12 protein-coding genes are annotated in these 17,574 nt (G+C 71.2%); 10 read left to right on the top strand and 2 right to left on the bottom strand.

Features of this window, described 5'->3' with window-relative positions; genetic code table 11:
- Positions 1 to 187: 187 nt before the first annotated feature.
- Genes AQI70_RS21415 through fxsT form a run of 4 tightly spaced genes read left to right on the top strand, consistent with a single transcriptional unit; the run spans position 188 to position 8,178 of the window.
- Complete coding sequence (locus AQI70_RS21415) at positions 188 to 1,210, top strand: trypsin-like peptidase domain-containing protein (RefSeq protein ID WP_062152504.1); 1,023 nt, start codon at positions 188 to 190, stop codon at positions 1,208 to 1,210.
- A complete protein-coding gene (locus tag AQI70_RS21410) occupies positions 1,197 to 2,693 on the top strand; it encodes a VMAP-C domain-containing protein (protein ID WP_062152502.1) in 1,497 nt (498 codons plus the stop codon). Before AQI70_RS21415 ends, AQI70_RS21410 begins: the two co-directional genes overlap by 14 nt.
- Positions 2,690 to 3,832 carry an AAA family ATPase gene (locus tag AQI70_RS21405; RefSeq protein ID WP_341845960.1) on the top strand — a complete coding sequence of 381 codons (1,143 nt, stop codon included), beginning with the start codon at positions 2,690 to 2,692 and terminating at the stop codon, positions 3,830 to 3,832. The genes AQI70_RS21410 and AQI70_RS21405 overlap by 4 nt, the downstream gene beginning before the upstream one ends.
- Entirely contained in the window at positions 3,829 to 8,178 is a 4,350-nt protein-coding gene (gene fxsT / locus AQI70_RS21400; protein WP_062152500.1) for an FxSxx-COOH system tetratricopeptide repeat protein, read from the top strand. Before AQI70_RS21405 ends, fxsT begins: the two co-directional genes overlap by 4 nt.
- Here fxsT and AQI70_RS21395 read toward each other — a convergent pair.
- On the bottom strand, positions 8,083 to 9,987 hold the full coding sequence (locus tag AQI70_RS21395; RefSeq protein ID WP_062152498.1) for an aKG-HExxH-type peptide beta-hydroxylase: 1,905 nt from the start codon (positions 9,985 to 9,987) through the stop codon (positions 8,083 to 8,085). The genes fxsT and AQI70_RS21395 overlap by 96 nt on opposite strands.
- A gap of 44 nt (positions 9,988 to 10,031) precedes the next feature.
- Entirely contained in the window at positions 10,032 to 10,253 is a 222-nt protein-coding gene (locus AQI70_RS21390; RefSeq protein ID WP_158693254.1) for a hypothetical protein, read from the bottom strand.
- A 192-nt stretch (positions 10,254 to 10,445) separates the two neighbouring features.
- On the opposite strand from AQI70_RS21390, the gene AQI70_RS21385 reads away from it, so the two are divergent.
- The 6 genes from AQI70_RS21385 (at position 10,446) to AQI70_RS21360 (ending at position 17,535) form a co-directional block, all read left to right on the top strand.
- Positions 10,446 to 11,123, top strand: a complete 678-nt coding sequence (locus AQI70_RS21385) for a FadR/GntR family transcriptional regulator (protein WP_062152494.1) — start codon at positions 10,446 to 10,448, stop codon at positions 11,121 to 11,123.
- Positions 11,120 to 12,559: an amino acid permease gene (locus AQI70_RS21380; RefSeq protein WP_062152492.1), complete on the top strand. Its 1,440-nt coding sequence runs from the start codon at positions 11,120 to 11,122 to the stop codon at positions 12,557 to 12,559. The genes AQI70_RS21385 and AQI70_RS21380 overlap by 4 nt, the downstream gene beginning before the upstream one ends.
- A gap of 50 nt (positions 12,560 to 12,609) precedes the next feature.
- Entirely contained in the window at positions 12,610 to 13,626 is a 1,017-nt protein-coding gene (locus AQI70_RS21375; RefSeq protein WP_062152490.1) for an asparaginase, read from the top strand.
- Between the two features lie 119 nt (positions 13,627 to 13,745).
- Positions 13,746 to 15,158, top strand: coding sequence for an aspartate ammonia-lyase (aspA, locus tag AQI70_RS21370; protein WP_062152488.1), 1,413 nt, complete (start codon positions 13,746 to 13,748; stop codon positions 15,156 to 15,158).
- 46 nt (positions 15,159 to 15,204) lie between these two features.
- Entirely contained in the window at positions 15,205 to 16,146 is a 942-nt protein-coding gene (locus AQI70_RS21365) for a glutaminase (RefSeq protein WP_062152486.1), read from the top strand.
- A gap of 69 nt (positions 16,147 to 16,215) precedes the next feature.
- Positions 16,216 to 17,535 (top strand): tetratricopeptide repeat protein, encoded by a 1,320-nt coding sequence (locus AQI70_RS21360; RefSeq protein ID WP_062153087.1) that lies wholly within the window; start codon positions 16,216 to 16,218, stop codon positions 17,533 to 17,535.
- Positions 17,536 to 17,574 lie beyond the last annotated feature (39 nt).

Here is a 17,574-nt window from a genome sequence, read left to right as displayed (position 1 = left end):
GCCGTGCCCCGGTCGGTGCGCGGTCGAGCCCTGCGCGTCGTACCACACCCTCTTGCGGCGAGCAGTATCTGGTGCACGACTGAAAAGCGGAGGGAAAGGCCCTCTTACACTGAGGGAACAGGTTCGGGCACATGCGTGACGTACGGGGGAGACGATCACTGTGGGGCCAGAGCGAGGGCAAGTTCGGGTGCTGTCCGAGGACGGCTGCTTATGGGGTGCCGGGGTGCTGGTCGCACCGGTCGGCGCGGGCATGCATGTGCTGACCTGCGCGCACGTCGTCATGGCCGCGCTGCGTGCGACCGAGGACGGGCCACCGGACCCGTCCGCGGAGAACTCGACGCAGGGGCCCGCCGGGCAGCTGGTCGTCGACCTGCCCGGGCGCGGCTGGTCGGCGTCCGCGGAACTCGTTCCGCGCGCCTGGTCGCCGCCCCCGCCCCTCACCGGCGCGCAGCCCGGTGCCCGCCTGGCGGACCAGGCCGACTTCGCCGTCCTGGCGCTCCGCCCCGATGCTCCTGCGCTGCCGCACGGCGCCGGCCCCCTGCCCCTGGCCGCCGGGCCCCCCGGGGACGACCGGCGCGTCGCGATCGTGGGGTATCCGCGCGACGCACCGGCCGGACTCGTCGCCACCGCGCGGCTCACCGGGCGCAGCGGTGCCTGCCCCGAGTGGATGCAGCTCGACGGCGTACGCACGACCGGGGTACCGGTTGAGCGGGGCTTCAGCGGCGCTGCCGTCTGGGACCCGGCCGACCGGCGGGTCATCGGGCTCGTCACCGCGGCCCTCGTGGACCGCGCCGCCAAAGTCGCCTGGATGCTCCCCGTCGCGGTGGCAGCGCGATGGTGGCCGCCGCTCACCGGTGTCCTGCGCCCGTCCGCCCCCGCGACGTGCACCCCACCGTCGATGGAGGAACAGTACGAACTGGCCGACGCCCTGCTGGACGTGCCACAGATAGGCCACGACGGCGGACGGCTGCTGCGCGCGCAGTTGCCCGCCTCCGTGCGGCGCGGCGCGCCCGATCACCCTTGGCCCCGGCAGCAACTCCAAGGCCTCGTCCAGACCTGCGTCGACCGGCGCGGTGGCTGCGCCGCGTTGCGCGCCGCGGTGCTCATGCTGGGCGGACAGGCGCGGTCCGCGGCGGACGCCGTGGCGGTGCTGGACCGGATCTGCTGCACAGCCGGCCAGGCTTCGGGGAGCCCGGATGACCCAAGCTGAGGCCGCCGTCGGCGAGGAGCGGCGGGAACTGCCGAGATACCTCGTCGATGTCGTCGAGGAGGTCTGCGCGTTATGGGACTCGGCGACCCTGCGGCATGTCGTCCGCCGGTTCGGCCGCCGCAGCCGGGTCGCGGTGGAGAGCACCGAGCCGGTGGCGCGCCGGCCGCTTCTCGTGCAGCTGATGGAGGAGATGTGCGACCAGCAGGAGGGGCTGGCGCCCCTGGTCCGCCATCTGGAAGTGCGGGAGGGCAACACGACGGGGATCCAGCGGCTGAAGGTGGCGGTGGCCGCCTGGGAGGTCGAGCTGTTCACCGTCGAGGAGTGGAACGAGATCTTCCTACTGCTCGACGAGGTCCATGTGCCCGATCTGCGCCGGTGGTACGCCGACTTCCTGCACTGTCGCGGGCGCGCGAGCCCTCCCACCCACTGCACCGAGCCCTGGTCGGTCTTCCTGCACGCCGCGACGCTCAACGCCCGTCCCGGCCAGAGCCTGCCCTGCTTCGACGTCCTGCGGCAGCTGGCCCTCGTCGCTGACGGCGAGCAGCATTTCGCGCTGGCCGACTGGGCCGACGCACATGACCTCGCGCTCACCCCGCAGGGAGCCGAGCACGAGCCTGCCGAGAAGACCGCGGCTCCGCTGCGCACCGATGTGTGGAGCCCCACGAGCTACGTGATCATTCGGTTGCGGCACCTGCTGGACTCCGACGGCGACACGGACATCCTGCTGTCCTACTGGTGGCGGGTGCACCCGGGAGAGCAGCAGCGGGGCAAGGACCGGCGCATCACCCTGGGGCAGGCCGAGAAAGCCGTGCGCGCGCTGATCCATAACGCGGAGAGCGAGTGGGCATATCTGAGGTCGGACATCGCCGTCGAGTTCCTTCTACCGCGTGTCCTGCTGGACTTGGGCGTGGAACGATGGCGCAAGACCGCTTTCCAAGGAGTGGGTGGGGTGTTGGGGGAGGATCACCACGTCGTTCTGCGCAGTCTGGACCGTCACGACCGCCGCGACCTGCACGGTCGGTGGGGGAGCCGCTGGCGGGCGTTCACCGAGGGCAACGCCGGACGGGTGCACTGGTTCCCGGAGGACGGCAGAGCCCACTTGCTGTCCGAGCCGCCTCCGGCGGTCGTCGTGCTCAGTGAGGCACCCGGGAGCGCACAGGGGGATGCCTGGGCGCACGGGCGTACGGACGAGTTGGGGGAAGCGCTGCGGGCAGGCGTTCCGATCGTGCTCTGGGATCGCAGAGGACTCGCTGATCCCGCCTTTCGCGCGGAACTGCGTGATCTGCTGGAGCGCCATGACCTCAGGACGTTGCCCGGTGTGGTCAAGGCGTTGCGCATCGCCACCGCCGACCGCGATGCTGAGGCGAACGCTGTTGTCGGCCGTCACGTCGCTCTGCTGTGGGACGACCCCGACCGCATGCCGGTCGGTCCCCCCAGCAACGACCAGGAGGCCGCCCGCACGGTCGTGGAGGAGGGCCAGTGACGCCACCTGACGACACGTCCGTACCCGGTTCCCCGTCCCAGCCGCCTGCCGTGGACGGCGAGCGACCGCGCTGGTGGATCTACCGAGGCACCGGTGAGCCCCTGCGCGACACCACGCTCGGGGCGCTTCTCCCGCCGCCCCCGCCGTGGCGCGCGTTCCAAGGGGGACCCGTGGTGGCCCGGCCGCCGGACGACCCGGAGGAGACCGCCCGCCGACTGGGCGGGCACCGGCCGGCCGGCTACTCCCCGGCGTTCGCCCGCCGCGAGGCGGACCTGGTCAACGCCGCCCTGATGCTGCGCCGTCCGCTGCTGGTCAGCGGTCGCCCTGGCACCGGCAAGTCCAGCCTCGCCTACCGGATCAGCCGCGAGTTACGCCTCGGCCGTGTGCTGCGGTGGCACATCACGAGCCGGACCACGCTCCAGCGCGGACTGTACGAGTACGACGCCATCGGACGGGTCCAGGACACGGCCGCGCTCCGGGCCGCCGCAGGCGACACGCCCGCCGGCACCGACGGCGGGGAGCCGGGCGCCGCCCCGCCCGACATCGGCGACTACATCCAGCTCGGCCCGCTCGGTACGGCGCTGCTGCCGTACGACGAGCCTCGCGTCCTGTTGATCGACGAACTGGACAAGAGCGATCTCGACCTGGCCAACGATCTGCTGAGCGTGTTCGAGGACGGCACGTTCACCATCCCGGAGCTGCGGCGCGCCCGGCGGCGGAATCCCGTGGTCCGGGTGCAGACGGACGACCCCGAGGGGGAAGCGGCCATCGCCGCGGGCGTGGTGAAGTGCCGTGCCTTCCCCATCGTCGTGATGACGTCGAACAGCGAACGGGAGTTCCCCGCCGCGTTCCTGAGGCGCTGTCTGCTGCTGCAGATGCCGGAACCCGGCGACGACGACCTCGCGAGCATGGTCGCCGCGCACTTCGGGGCGGACGTGGCCGAGCAGTGGGGCGGCACCCTCATCGCCCAGTTCCTCAAGCGCAGTCGCGAACGCGGCGGCCTCTCCATCGACCAGCTGCTGAACTCGTTCTACCTGGCCGCCTCAAGCCCTTCGCGGGACGACGAGGCCCTGCTCAACCTCACCGAAGCCATCTGGCACAGACTCGACGGGACCGGGCCGGCGGTGAGGCCCGAATGACCGACCCGACGGACGAGCCCGCGCTGAGCGGGACCTCCTGGCCGGAGCTCAGGGACGCCCTCTATCTCGCCGCCTGTCAGGACGCGGCCGCGCCCTATCGGGACTGGTCGCCACCGCGCCCCGCCCATCCGGCGGCCGGTCCCGGCCGGCCGCCGCGGCGCCCGGGGACCGCGGTGCGACGTCAGCGCCCGGAGCCGGAACCCGAGCCGGACACCGAGTCCGTCCCACGCCAGGACGCCGGAGCGGACGACCGGGCACCGAACGGCGCGGGCCCCGGGACGGGCTCCTGGCCGATGGCTCACCACGACGGCGAGGACCGAGCAGACGACCCGGGTGAGCGGCGCCAGGACCGGGGAGCCGATGCGGACCTGGTATTCGGTGGAGAGCATGCGACGGTGTCCGCGCTCCCACGCGGAGGCCTCGCCCTGGCACGTGCGTTACGTCCGCTGCGACTGCGACGCCCGGAACCGGGCGCGCGGGAACTGGACGAAGAGGCGACGGCAGACCGGATCGCCGCGGACCACCTGTGGCTGCCGGTCTGCCGACAGCCCGAGGAGCGTCGGCTGAGCCTCGTGCTGCTGATCGACAACAGCCCGTCCATGGAACTGTGGACGAGCACTGTCCGCGAGCTGCGCGAAGTGTTGGAGCAGACGGGGGCGTTCCGTCACATCAGCGTGGTTCCCTTCGACGTCGGGGCGGCGGGACATGTCGTACGCCGCCAGCGGCGCCGGCCGCCGGCCGCCGCGGCCGGCCCGGACGACGTCGTGCTCGTGGTGACCGACGGTTTCGCCCAGTCCTGGCGCAACGGCAACGCCGCGGCGTTCCTGAGTTCCGCCGCGGGCACCTGCCCCACCGCCGTACTGAGCCTCATGCCGCAGGAGGTCTGGGAGTTCACCCTTCCCACCGCGGTCCGAGCCCAACTGGACGCCGTACGCGCCGCCGTTCCCAACCGGCTGCTGAGGCTGCTGAACACCACCGGCTCCGGGGTGGATCCGGGGATGCCGTTCCGCCGCGCGGAGGCCGTTCCGGTGCCGGTGCTGGAGATGACCCCGGGATCCTTCGGGCGCTGGGCGCGGCTGGTGGCCGGATCCGGCAGACGGCACGCCGCCGCCGTGCTGCTCACCAGCCCACGCGGCGACCTGGGTGTGTCGCGGCAGCACGTCCTGCCCCGGGCGGAGAGCGCGCCCGGACGGGCCGGGGACGCGGTCAAGCAGTTCCTGGCCAAGGCCTCACCGAACGCGGTGGCGCTGGCCCGTCGGCTCGCCGCCGCGCCCCTCAACCTGCCGGTCATGCGGCTCATCCAGCGATCCCTGCCGGGTGCCGAGGCCTGGAACCTCGCCGAGATCATGCTCTTCGGGCTGCTGCGGCGGACCGACCGGCGCATCGACGCGGAAGACGACCGGCAGGTGTCCTTCGATTTCGACGACGGCGTCCGGGAGGAGTTACTGGGCCTCGGGTCACGGGCCGAGACCATGAGCGTGCTGCGTCAGGTGGCCGCCCATCTCGGCCCCCGCCTCGCCACCACGATCGCCGGCGGCGAGCGGCTGGTCGAGTGGCGGCTGAGCGCCGCCGACCCCCCTGTCACCGCGCGGACGCGCCCCTTCGTGCGCCCCCTGCATTCGGCGCTCTCCGCGCTCTCCGGGCCCTATCTCGCCCGGGCCGGACGGCTCAAGCGACTGCTGGGCGAAACGGATGTCAAGCCCCCACCGGTCGGTATGACACAGGGTGATGTTTCCACTACGGTTGGCGATCGTCCGCACTCGCCACGCCCTGCCTCGAACGGGCAGGAAATCCCGTCGCAAGAAACCCCAGGAGGTTCCGTGTCCACCGCGTCGCAGTCCGTCCCGACCGTCACTCGAACGGATGTGCCGCCGCGCCTGTGGGGAAATGTTCCGCAGCGGAATCGGAATTTCACTGGACGCCAGGAACTTCTCGAACACCTGAACAGGCGGCTGAGTGAAGGGACCACCGCCGTCCTCCCCGAGGCCCTGCACGGCATGGGCGGGGTCGGAAAATCTCAGATCGCCATCGAGTACGTGTACCGACGAAGTCGGGACTATCGACTCATCTGGTGGATTCCAGCCGAACAGACCAACCTGATCGTGCAATCCCTGATCGAACTCGGGGAACAGATGAACCTGCGGGCAGGCGCCGACCGAAGCGCGGTACCCGCAGTTCTGGAAGCCTTGCGAGTGGGAGAACCCTACTCGAATTGGCTCCTGGTCTTCGACAATGCGGAGGACCCGCATGAAGTCAGGCAGTTCTTCCCGAATGACGGGCCGGGGCGAGTGCTGGTCACGTCCCGTAATGCCCAGTGGTCGAGCTTGGCCAATTCCCTTGAGGTCGATGTGTTTGCACGTGAGGAAAGCGTCGCGCTGATCAAGCGACGAAGTCCGGATATTCCCGAGGACGCGGCGGATCGGCTCGCCGACTCACTCGGCGACCTGCCCCTGGCCGTGGAGCAGGCCGCGGTGTGGCTTGCGGAAACCGGAATGCCGGTACACCAGTACCTCGATCTCTTCGAGACGAAATACGCGGAACTCCTTCAGGTCGATCCCCCGGCTGATTACGACCTGCCGGTGGCCGCGGCCTGGAATGTCTCGCTGGACCGGTTGCGGGAGGACCATCCGGCCGCCCTCCAACTGCTGCAGGTCTGCGCGTTCTTCGCGCCCGAGCCGATCGACTGGGACTTCTTCTCCGCCGTGCGCGGTGTCGCGGCACCGACGGCTCTGCGCGCCGCGCTGGACGATCCCATCAAACTGGCGCGCGCGGTACGCGAGATCGGGCGCTACGCACTCGCGCGCATCGACCACCGCAAGTCGACCATCCAGGTCCACCGCCTGGTGCAGCGCGTGCTCATCGAGCAGATGAACAGCCACGAGCGCGCCGAGATGCGCCACTGCGCCCACGAGATCCTGGCGCACTCGGACCCGCGCAACCCCCAGCGTTCGTCCATGTGGCCGCGCTACTCGGCGCTCCTGCCGCATGTACGGGCCTCCGGCATGGTCGAGTGCCAGGAGGGCTGGGTCCGGGAACTGGTGCTCAACGAGGCGCGGTTCCTGCTCGCCCGAAGCGACTACAAACCCGCCCTGGAGGCGGCGGAGGAAGCCGCCTCCCGCTGGCGCAGCCTGCTCGGCGACGACCACGAGCACGTGCTGTCCATCGACCAGGTCCGCGCCGAGGCGCTGCGCTGGCTCGGACGCTACACCGAGGCGTACGAGGTCCAGTCGGAGCTGGTCGAGCGCTGCCGTCGCGTGCTGGGGGAGAGCCACGAGGCCACCCAGCGCGCCCTGAGCTTCCTGGCGCTCGTACTGCGCACGCGCGGGGACTTCTACCGAGCCCGCGAACTGGACCAGCGGGCGTACGAGACGACCTTGCGGGAACAGGGTGCCGATGACCCCAGCACGCTGCAGGCCGCGCACAACTACGCCGTGAGCCTGCGCCTCGCGGGTGACCTGGAGCAGGCGTACCGACTGGACGAGGACACCTACCAGCGCCGGGTGGAGGTCATCGGCGACGATCATCTGCAGACCCTGAACACCCTGCACCAGCTGTACATCGACCTCCAGGAACTCGGCAGGTTCCAGTCGGCGCTGGAGGGCCAGGAGGCCCTGCGGGAGCGTGCCGTGCAGATGCTCGGGGAGGAGCACTCGCTCACCGTCTGGGTCACGCGCGAGCTGTCCGTCACCCGGCGCAAGATCGGGGACCATGCGGGGGCGCTGGAGCTGTCCTCGAAGGTGCTTCAGGTACTGCGGAGCAAGCAGGGCGAGAAGTCCCTCGACACCGTCCGGGCGGCGCTGAACCACGCGACCGACCTGCGCCAGACCGGTGACCTGACCGGGGCCGCCACGCTGGGGCGTCAGGCCATGCTGTACATCCGCGAACTGCTCGGCCCGGAGCACCCGCATGCCTACGCGACCGCGACGAACCTCGCGGTCACCCTGCGTCTGCTCGGACAGATCGAGGAGTCCCGCACGCTCGACGAGGAGGCGGTGCGAGGTCTGAGCCGGGTCCTGAGCGAACGCCATCCGCGCACCATGCTGGCCCGGACGAACCTCGCCAGCGACCACTTCGCGCTCGGCGAGGTGCGGCACGCCCACGACATCGACGCGGAACTGCTGCAGCAGAGCATCGAGGCCCGGGGCGAGGAACACCCCTCGACGCTGGCCATCCGGCTGAACCTGTCCTACGACCTCAAGGGCCTCGGCAAGACCGTCGAGGCCAAGGAGCACTACGAAAAGGCCCTGGCCTCATTCCGCCGGGTGCTGGGCATTGATCACCAGGCCACCCGGGACGCCACCAACGGTATCCGGGCCAACTGCGACATCGACGCGCTCAGCATCTGAGTCCTGCGACGCGGGGCGCGAAGCCAGCCAGCCCGCCAGGTCCTCGGGGTCGGCCGGTTCCGCGCCCAGCCGCTGGAGCGCGGTGTGGAGCGCCAGGACGAGTTCGGGGCGCTCCACGAGCAGCCGGGAGGCACCGGTCCGGTGCGCCAGACCGATCCCGGTCCACATCTCCGGGGACGAGGGCCGGCGCCGGTACCAGTCCAGCGCCGCGTCCGTGTCCCCGCAGACCAGGAGGGCGTCTCCGGGTGTCGCGCCCCTGATGCCCAGCGGGTGCGGATGCCCCTCGTCGAGCTGCCGCCGCACGGAGGCGAAGGCCTCGCGGTCGGTGCACCAGAGGCGCGCCAACCAGGTCCGGGCGGCCTCGCGGCCGGAAGGCCGGGGGGTGCCGCTCCCGGTCGGCCGCAGCCGAGCCGGTGGCAGCCGGGCGGGTGGCGGCTCTCCCGCCAGCAGCCGGCGGGCCAGCGAGGTGGCCTCGTCGGGCTCCACGGCGAGGTGCGCCGACCGCCACGCGGCATGCTCGGCGTCGTAGGACAGCTCGGCCAGCCGCCGGGGAGTCGCGGCCCCGGTCTCGGTGCCGGTGCCGGGGGCCTCGTGGAAGTACTCCGTCAGCCCTTCGAGCACGAGTCCACCGGCCCGCGTCAGGCCGGGTGCACTGCGCAGCCCGGCGAAGGCCGCGCGCAGCTGCCGGTGGTGCAGAACGAATTCGAACTCCGCGCGTTCCCCTTCCGCGGCCCGCCGGGCCTGCCAGAACGACATCACGCCGGTGAAGGCGTGCGCCCCGAACAGAAGCCCGCGCAGCGGCCGGGGGTCGGCACGCCAGGGAGCGAAGTAGGTGGGTTCGGGGCCCTCGTGCACCGGGAGGAACAGCGGAATGAGTTCGGCGAGCGAGCTGAGGAGGTGATGGCGGGCCTCGTGGATGAAGGTGGCCGCCATCGCCGACGCGTCCACGGGAAGGGACATGGTGACCGCGCCCGGCGCGTCGGGAACCGTGGCGCTGACGGCACGCAGCTCGCTCGGACCGTCGACCGGCACGATCGTGCGGACCATGCCCGTCACGAGGCGGTGGGCCGCGGGCTGCTCCCGCCGCAGCAGCGCCTCGCTCTCGGCGAGCAGGGAGTGCCAGCGCTCCAGCGTCCGGGGTGCGAGTGCGACCGGGTCGCTCAGGGAGCGGAAGTCGCGGAAGGGGCTGAGATGGTCGAGGGCCACGGCTCCCGTGCCGTACGGACCGCCGTCGCCGCCGGGGCGGGGCAGCGGATGCCAGCCGTCCGCGGGCCGGGTCAGATCCTCCGGTAGCCGCACCGAACCCTGGTCACCGAAGACCACCGTGCCGCTGGGGCCGTGTTCCAACGTCACGACCGCCCAGCTGCCCCGGCCCACCGAGTCGGTCACCCCCAGCGACGGCAGCCAGACGCGCCCGCGATATGCCGGAACGCGTACCGTCGTGCGCACACCGGCGCGGACGGCGGCGGCAGCGGCCAGCGCCGCGAACAGCGAGGCCTCCGCCCACACGGGAGTCTGCGAGCCGACCGCCGCCGCTCCGTGGCGGAGCCTGCGCAGAAGCGGGAACGCCCAGGAACCGACGGACGGATCCCCGAGAACGGCTTCGACGGCCAGGGGATCGCAGCGCTGCGCCCCGGCGAGCAGTTCCCACGCCGTGGCGGGGCGGGTGGGCAGCGCAGGGGCCTGCCGCCAGGTCTCCTCCGAGCGGTTCAGCCAGGCAAGGATCGCCGAGAGCGCGAGCAGCAGACGGCTGCGCTGGGAAGACCGCAACAACGTCAGATCCGCGTCGTCCACCTGTCCCGTGGCCACCGCGGTGAGGGTCCGCAGCGGCAGATGGAACCTCTCAGCCCGGCTCAACTGTCACGAGACGCACCGGGAGGTGCCAAGGGGGCGGTCCCGCACATGGCGGCCATTCCGCTCTCGCACAGGGGCATGGCGGAGGTCGCCAGCCCGCCCAGCAGGCCGACGAGCGCCGTGGGGAGGAGGTCGACGTCTGCCAGGTCGGCCAAAGGCACATCCGACAGGTCGACCAGGTCCGACTGAAAGGTCTCTGCCGTTACCGCGGTGTCCGCCATGGCATCCATGGTGACGAAGCCGGGGCCGCCTGGGAAGACCGACAACTGGACAGTCAGGTACGTGACACATGGCCAGGCGCGGGCCGACACGCGGCCCGCCCTTGACAGCCCTGGCATGTCACCCGCAGGATCGCCTCCGTGAACCTGTCAGACAGCCGGACAGCCAGTCAGCCCCCTCGGCGCGTCAGCGCCATGGAAGCGGTGCTGGCGCATCTGCGCGGTGCCATCGAGCGCGGCGAGTACGCCGTAGGCGACAAGCTCCCCTCCGAGGCGGAGCTGTGCCGCACCCTGGAGATCAGCCGACCCGTGCTGCGCGAGGCCCTGCGAGCCCTGCAGACCATGGGCCTGACCGTCTCCAAGACCGGCAAGGGCACCTTCGTCGTCGCCAACGCCGTCGAGGACCCCACCTTCGGCGACTACGCGGCCAGCGACCTGCTGGAGGTGCGCCGGCACGTCGAGATCCCCGTCGCCGGATACGCGGCCCTGCGCCGCACCCCGGAGAACCTCGACCACCTGGCTCACCTGCTCGACCGCATGGAACGGGAGACGGACACCACCGCGTGGGTCGCGATGGACACCCTCTTCCACCTGGCCGTGGCCGAGGCCGCCCAGAACCCGGTCTTCCGCCGGGTCATCGAGGAGATCCGCGACGCACTGGCGCGTCAGTCGGCGTTCCTCAACGAGCTGGCCGGGCGCCGCGAGCAGTCCAACCGCGAGCACCGGGCGATCGTCGAGGCGCTGATCGACGGTTCCGAACACGACGCGACCGAGGCCATGGCCCACCATCTCGACCGCGTCGAGACGACCCTCACCGACATCGTGCGCCCCGCGCGCACGGACAGCTCCACGGAAGGCGGACCCGAGGCGTGAGCGAGCAGCACCTCAAAGAAGAGACGCGCCCCTCGTCCGGTCACGTAGACGCCGGAGACGTCGGCTACAGCAAGTCGCTGAAGTCCCGGCACGTCAACATGATCGCCATCGGCGGCGCCATCGGCACCGGCCTGTTCCTCGGTGCCGGCGGCCGGCTCGCCGACGCCGGACCGTCCCTGTTCATCGCCTACGCGGTCTGCGGCGTCTTCGCCTTCCTCGTGGTCCGCGCCCTCGGCGAACTCGTCCTGTACCGGCCCTCCTCCGGCGCCTTCGTGTCGTACGCCCGAGAGTTCATGGGGGAGAAGGGCGCCTACACCGCGGGCTGGATGTACTTCCTGAACTGGGCGACCACCGGTATCGCCGACATCACCGCGGTGGCCACCTACACCCACTACTGGGGCATGTTCTCCGACGTCCCGCAGTGGGTGATCGCGCTCATAGCCCTGGCCGTCGTCCTCACCGTGAACCTCATCTCGGTGAAGATCTTCGGCGAACTGGAGTTCTGGTTCGCCATCATCAAGGTCGGCGCGCTCGTCGTCTTCATGCTGATCGGCATCTTCCTGCTGGTCACCCAGCAGCCGGTGGACGGCCACACCCCCGGCCCGTCCCTCATCACCGACAACGGCGGCGTCTTCCCGAACGGCCTGCTGCCGATGCTGCTGATCGTCCAGGGCGTCGTCTTCGCCTACGCCTCCGTCGAGCTGGTCGGCGTCGCGGCCGGTGAGACCCAGAACCCCGAGAAGATCATGCCGAAGGCGATCAACTCCATCATGTGGCGCGTGGGCCTGTTCTACGTCGGCTCCGTCGTCCTGCTCTCGATGCTGCTGCCCTGGTCCTCGTACAAGGCGGGCGAGAGCCCCTTCGTCACCGTGCTGTCCAACATCGGCGTCCCGGCGGCCGGCGGCATCATGAACCTGGTCGTGCTGACCGCGGCCATGTCCTCGCTCAACTCCGGCCTGTACTCCACCGGCCGCATCCTGCGCTCCATGGCGATGTCCGGCTCCGCCCCGAAGTTCACCTCGGTGATGAGCCGCAGCCAGGTCCCGTACGGCGGCATCCTGCTCACCAGCGGTATCTGCGTCCTCGGCGTCGGTCTCAACTTCGTCGTCCCGGCGGAGGCGTTCGAGATCGTGCTGAACTTCGCGGCGATCGGGATCCTGTCCACCTGGGGCATGATCATGATCTGTCACGTGCTCTTCTGGCAGAAGACCCAGAAGGGCGAGCTCACCCGCCCCGGCTACCGACTGCCGGGCTCCCCCTGGACCGAAGTCGTGACGCTGGCCTTCCTCGCGTCCGTCCTGGTCCTCATGTACGCCGACGGAGGCGCCGGCCGCACCACCGTGCTGTGCCTGCCGCTGATCGTCGGAGCGCTGGTCGCGGGCTGGTACGGCATCCGAAGCCGTGTCGCGCGCGCCTCCGCCAAGGCCGACGCGTGAGATCCGCGCCGGTCGACGACCCCTCATCGACCCACGACAAACAGGCAGTGATGTACAGCAGTTCCCTCGCGGACGCACCCCTTGTCCGTGAACCCCTCCACGCCCCCGTCGCCCACCTCGTACGCGGCGGGATGACCGAGGGCATCCACTACGGTTCCGTCGTCGTCCTCGGCGCCGACGGCGAGGTCCAGTTCCAGCTCGGCGACATCGAGGCCGCCTTCTATCCGCGCTCGGCGCTCAAGCCCGTCCAGGCCGTCGCCATGGCCCGGGCCGGGCTCCCGCTCGACGGTGAGCTGCTCTCGCTCACCGCGGCCAGCCACTCCGGCGAGGAACGCCACCTCGCCGGCACCCGGCGCATCCTCGAACTCGCCGGGCTCACCGAGGACCACCTGCGCAACGTCCCGGACATGCCGTTCGATCCGGTCGTGCGGGACGCCTGGGTCCGGGAGGGCCGCCCGCCCTCCCGGCTCGCCCAGAACTGCTCCGGCAAGCACGCGGCCATGCTGTACACCTGCCGGCTCAACGGCTGGTCCCTGGAGGACTATCTCGATCCCGGGCACCCCCTTCAGCAGGCGATCGCCGAGATCGTCGAGGACCTGACGGGGCAGGGGATCGCGCGGGTGACCGTCGACGGGTGCGGTGCGCCGCTGTTCTCCGTCTCCCTGCACGGCCTCGCCCGTGCGGCCGCCCGTATCACCACCGCGGCGCCGGGCACACCGGAGGCGCGGGTCGCCGACGCGATGCGGGAGCACGCGGAGATGGCCTCCGGCACCGGGCGGGATGTCGCGGCGTTGATGCGGGCCGTGCCGGGGCTGCTCGCCAAGGACGGGTTCGAGGGCGTGCAGGTCGCTGCGCTGCCGGACGGGCGTGCCGTTGCCGTGAAAATCGCTGACGGGGCCAACAGGGCGCGTGTGCCGGTCGCCGCGGCGGCGCTCGCGTGGGCCGGGGTTGATCCGGAGCTGCTCACCGAGTTCCAGGGTGAGGCCCTTCTCGGGGGCGGGCGGGAGGTCGGGTGTGTGCGGCCCGTTCGATCGCTTGAGCCCGTTGTGGTTCCGGCTTGCGCCTAGTGGTCCGGGCCGACATGTCGGCCGGCGGCCGCGGGGCCGTTGTGGCTGGTCGCGCAGTTCCCCGCGCCCCTGAAGGGGCGCTTCCACCTCCGTATCTCAGAAAGAGAAGCCTCACCCTCATGACCGCCGTCACCCGTAGCGAGCACGATCTGCTCGGCGACCGAGACGTCCCCGCCGACGCGTACTGGGGTGTCCACACTCTGCGCGCCGCGGAGAACTTCCCGATCACCGGTACGCCGATCTCCGCCTACCCGCACCTGATCGACGCCCTGGCCGCCGTCAAGGAGGCCGCCGCCCTGGCCAACGAGGAGCTCGGGCTGCTGGAGCCGGAGAAGGCCGCCGCGATCGTCGCCGCGTGCCGGGAGATCCGGTCCGGCAAGCTGCACGAGCAGTTCGTCGTCGACGTCATCCAGGGCGGCGCCGGCACCTCGACCAATATGAACGCCAACGAGGTCGTCGCCAACCGGGCGCTGGAGCTGCTGGGCCACGCGAAGGGTGAGTACCGGTTCCTGCATCCCAACGAGGACGTCAACCTGGGTCAGTCGACCAATGACGTCTATCCGACCGCGGTCAAGATCGCGACGGTGTTCGCGGTGCGCGGGTTGCTCAAGGCGATGTCCGTGCTGCAGGACGCCTTCGCCCGCAAGGCCGTCGAGTTCCGCGACGTGCTCAAGATGGGCCGTACACAGTTGCAGGACGCGGTGCCGATGACGCTCGGGCAGGAGTTCTCGGCGTATGCCGTCATGATTGACGAGGACCGGTCCCGTCTTGCCGAGGCCGTCGAGTTGATCCATGAGATCAACCTGGGCGCCACGGCGATCGGCACGGGACTCAACGCTCCTGCCGGGTATGCCGAGTCTGCCCGCCGTCACCTCGCCGAGATCACCGGCCTGCCGCTGGTGACCGCCGCCAACCTGGTCGAGGCGACCCAGGACTGCGGGGCGTTCGTGCAGATGTCCGGTGTGCTGAAGCGGATCGCCGTGAAGCTCTCCAAGAGCTGCAACGACCTGCGTCTGCTGTCGTCCGGGCCGCGTGCGGGGCTGGGGGAGATCAACCTGCCGCCGGTGCAGGCGGGTTCGTCGATCATGCCGGGCAAGGTGAACCCGGTGATTCCCGAGGTCGTCAACCAGGTCGCCTTCGAGGTGATCGGCAACGACGTGGCCATCACGATGGCCGCCGAGGCCGGACAGCTCCAGCTCAACGCGTTCGAGCCGATCATCCTGCACTCCCTGTCGGAGAGCATCACGCATCTGCGGGCCGCCTGTGTGACCCTCGCCGAGCGCTGCGTGGACGGCATCACCGCGAACACCGAGGCGTTGCGCGCGACCGTGGAGAACTCCATCGGTCTGGTCACCGCCCTCAACCCGCACATCGGGTACACGGCCGCCACCGACATCGCCAAGGAGGCCCTCGTCTCCGGCCGGGGCGTGGCCGAACTCGTCCTGGAGAAGGGTCTGTTGCCCGCCGAGACCCTCGCCGACCTGCTGCGGCCGGAGGTCGTCGCGGGCAGCGGTCGGGCCACCGTGGCCTGACGGCCACGAACCCTCGGATGCGCACCGGGACCGGCAGAGAGGCACAATGGTGATCATGGCAGCGCCGACGTCGTCACTGACCTTCCAGCCGATCCTGGAGCGCATCGCGGAGGAGATCGGGCGGACCCCCGGCCGTGGCCGGCCCGCCGACTACATCCCGGCCCTCGCGGCCCGCGACCCGCGTCGCTTCGGCATGGCCGTCGCGGAGCTGGACGGCACGGTGTACGGCGTGGGGGACTGGCGGGAGCCGTTCTCCACGCAGTCCATCACCAAGGTCTTCACCCTCGCGCTCGACCTGGCCCGCGAGGGCGACGAACTCTGGGAGCACGTGGGCCGCGAGCCCTCCGGCAACCCCTTCAACTCCCTGGTGCAGCTGGAGTACGAGGACGGCATCCCGCGCAACCCGTTCATCAACGCCGGCGCCCTCGTCGTCACCGACCGCCTGTACACCCGTACCGGCGACGCGGCGGGGGAGCTGCTGGCCTTCCTGCGCGCGGAGAGCGGCAACCCGGCCCTGGACTTCGACAAGGACGTAGCCGCCTCCGAGTCGGCGCACGGCGACCGCAACGCCGCGCTGGCCCACTTCATGGCGTCGTACGGCAACATCGACAACCCCGTGCCTGCCCTGCTCGACCAGTACTTCCGCCAGTGCTCCCTGACCGCGTCCTGCGCCGACCTCGCCCTGGCCACCACCTTCCTGGCCCGCCACGGCGTCCGCGCCGACGGCACCCGGCTGCTCACCCGCAGCCAGGCCAAGCAGGTCAACGCGGTGATGCTGACCTGCGGAACGTACGACGCGGCCGGCGACTTCGCGTACCGGGTGGGCCTGCCCGGCAAGAGCGGCGTGGGCGGCGGCATCATCGCGGTGGTGCCGGGCCGGTGCACGCTGTGCGTCTGGAGTCCGGGCCTGGACGAGCGGGGCAACTCGGTGGCCGGCGTGGCGGCCCTGGACCGCTTCACGACACTCACCGGACTGTCGGTCTTCTGACCCCCGGCACCGGCCCGCGCCGCGTAATGCGGTTGAGGAGAGTTCGGGTCGTCGGTGAGGATCTTCGGCATGTTCTCGCGCAAGAATCGCCGACCGAAGACGCCCGGACTGCTCAAGGCCTGGCAGTCCCTCGACGAGGGGGACATCCCCGGAGCCCTGCGCCAGTTGCGGCAGGGCGTCGACGGCGGGCCGCTCGGTGAGGTCGCTCTCGTGGTGGCCCGGGCCGCAGGCGCCGCCGGCTTCGACGACCTCCACACCGCCGCCACCGCCCTGGCCGCCCGCCCCGAACAGGCCCGGGCGCTCCACGACTTCGGGTACGCGTGCATCGAACGCGGCGTGCCCTACCTGGCGATACCCGCCCTGCGTGAGGCGCTGAACCGGGCGCCGGGTTCGGCGGCGATCCTGCGCGAGCTGGTCTCGGCGTACGAGCGCGAGGGCCGGCACCGCGAGGCGGTGGATGTCCTGGCCGCGCGGGAGAGCGAACTCGCCGACTGGCCGGACCGCTACCTGCTGGTCTTCAACGCCGTCATGGCCGGTGACCTCGCCCTGGCCCGCAGCCGGCACGCGCTGCTGTCCGACCCGGACGACGCGATGTGGCTGCCCGCGCAGGCCCGCCAGCGCCGCATGCTGGACCGCGCCGCGAGCGCCGAGCCGGTGAGCCCACTGGACCTCGGTGACCTGCGGGGATGGCAGTACGTCATCGGCGGCACCGTGCTCGGCACGCTGTCCCCGTACGGCTTCGACGCGGGCATGGCCGGGCGGTACGCCTGGCTGCAGGACTCCTACGACCAGTGCCTGCGGGGCCTGTCGCGGCTGAAGGCGGTCCTCGGCGCCGCCGGGGCACGCCCCACGTCGGTGTCCCTGCTGCCCGACCGCAGCAGCAGGATCCTCGGCCTCGCCGCGGCCGAGGTGCTCCAGCTGCCGACGGTGCCGTTCGCGCCGGGACGGGAGGACACCGTCGTCGTCGCCTACGACCTGAACGACGTGGCCGGCGCCGACCAGGGCCCGGACATCCTCGGCGGGCTCTTCGAGCGGGCGCCGGGACAGGTGCTGCACGAGCACGCGAGCAACTGGACCGACCCGCCGGTCGTCACCGCCGACAGCATCGCCCTGCTGCACCAGTCGGCGACGGCACCGTGGGAGGGGCAGCTGCGGGCGGACGACGACGGGAACGTGGAGCGCGGTGCTCCCGACGACCGACCGGCGGAGGAGATCGCCGCGGAGATCCTGGCGGCCGACCCGTCGCCCGACGAGGGTGACGGCGAGGGACCCGCCGACCCGGTCGAACGGCTCACCGAGTTCGTCACCGCCGTCCGCGGTTCCTGGCTCCAGGGCGACCGGGCCGGCCTCACGTCATCGGGGCCGGTGGCCAGCTCCCGTTTCCTGTGACGCCCGCACCGGGAGGGATCACACGGCGGTCACACGCAG

Source organism: Streptomyces curacoi (assembly GCF_001513975.1).
In the GTDB taxonomy this organism is placed as follows: Bacteria; Actinomycetota; Actinomycetes; order Streptomycetales; family Streptomycetaceae; genus Streptomyces; species Streptomyces curacoi.
This window is presented reverse-complemented; position numbering and strand designations above follow the sequence as displayed.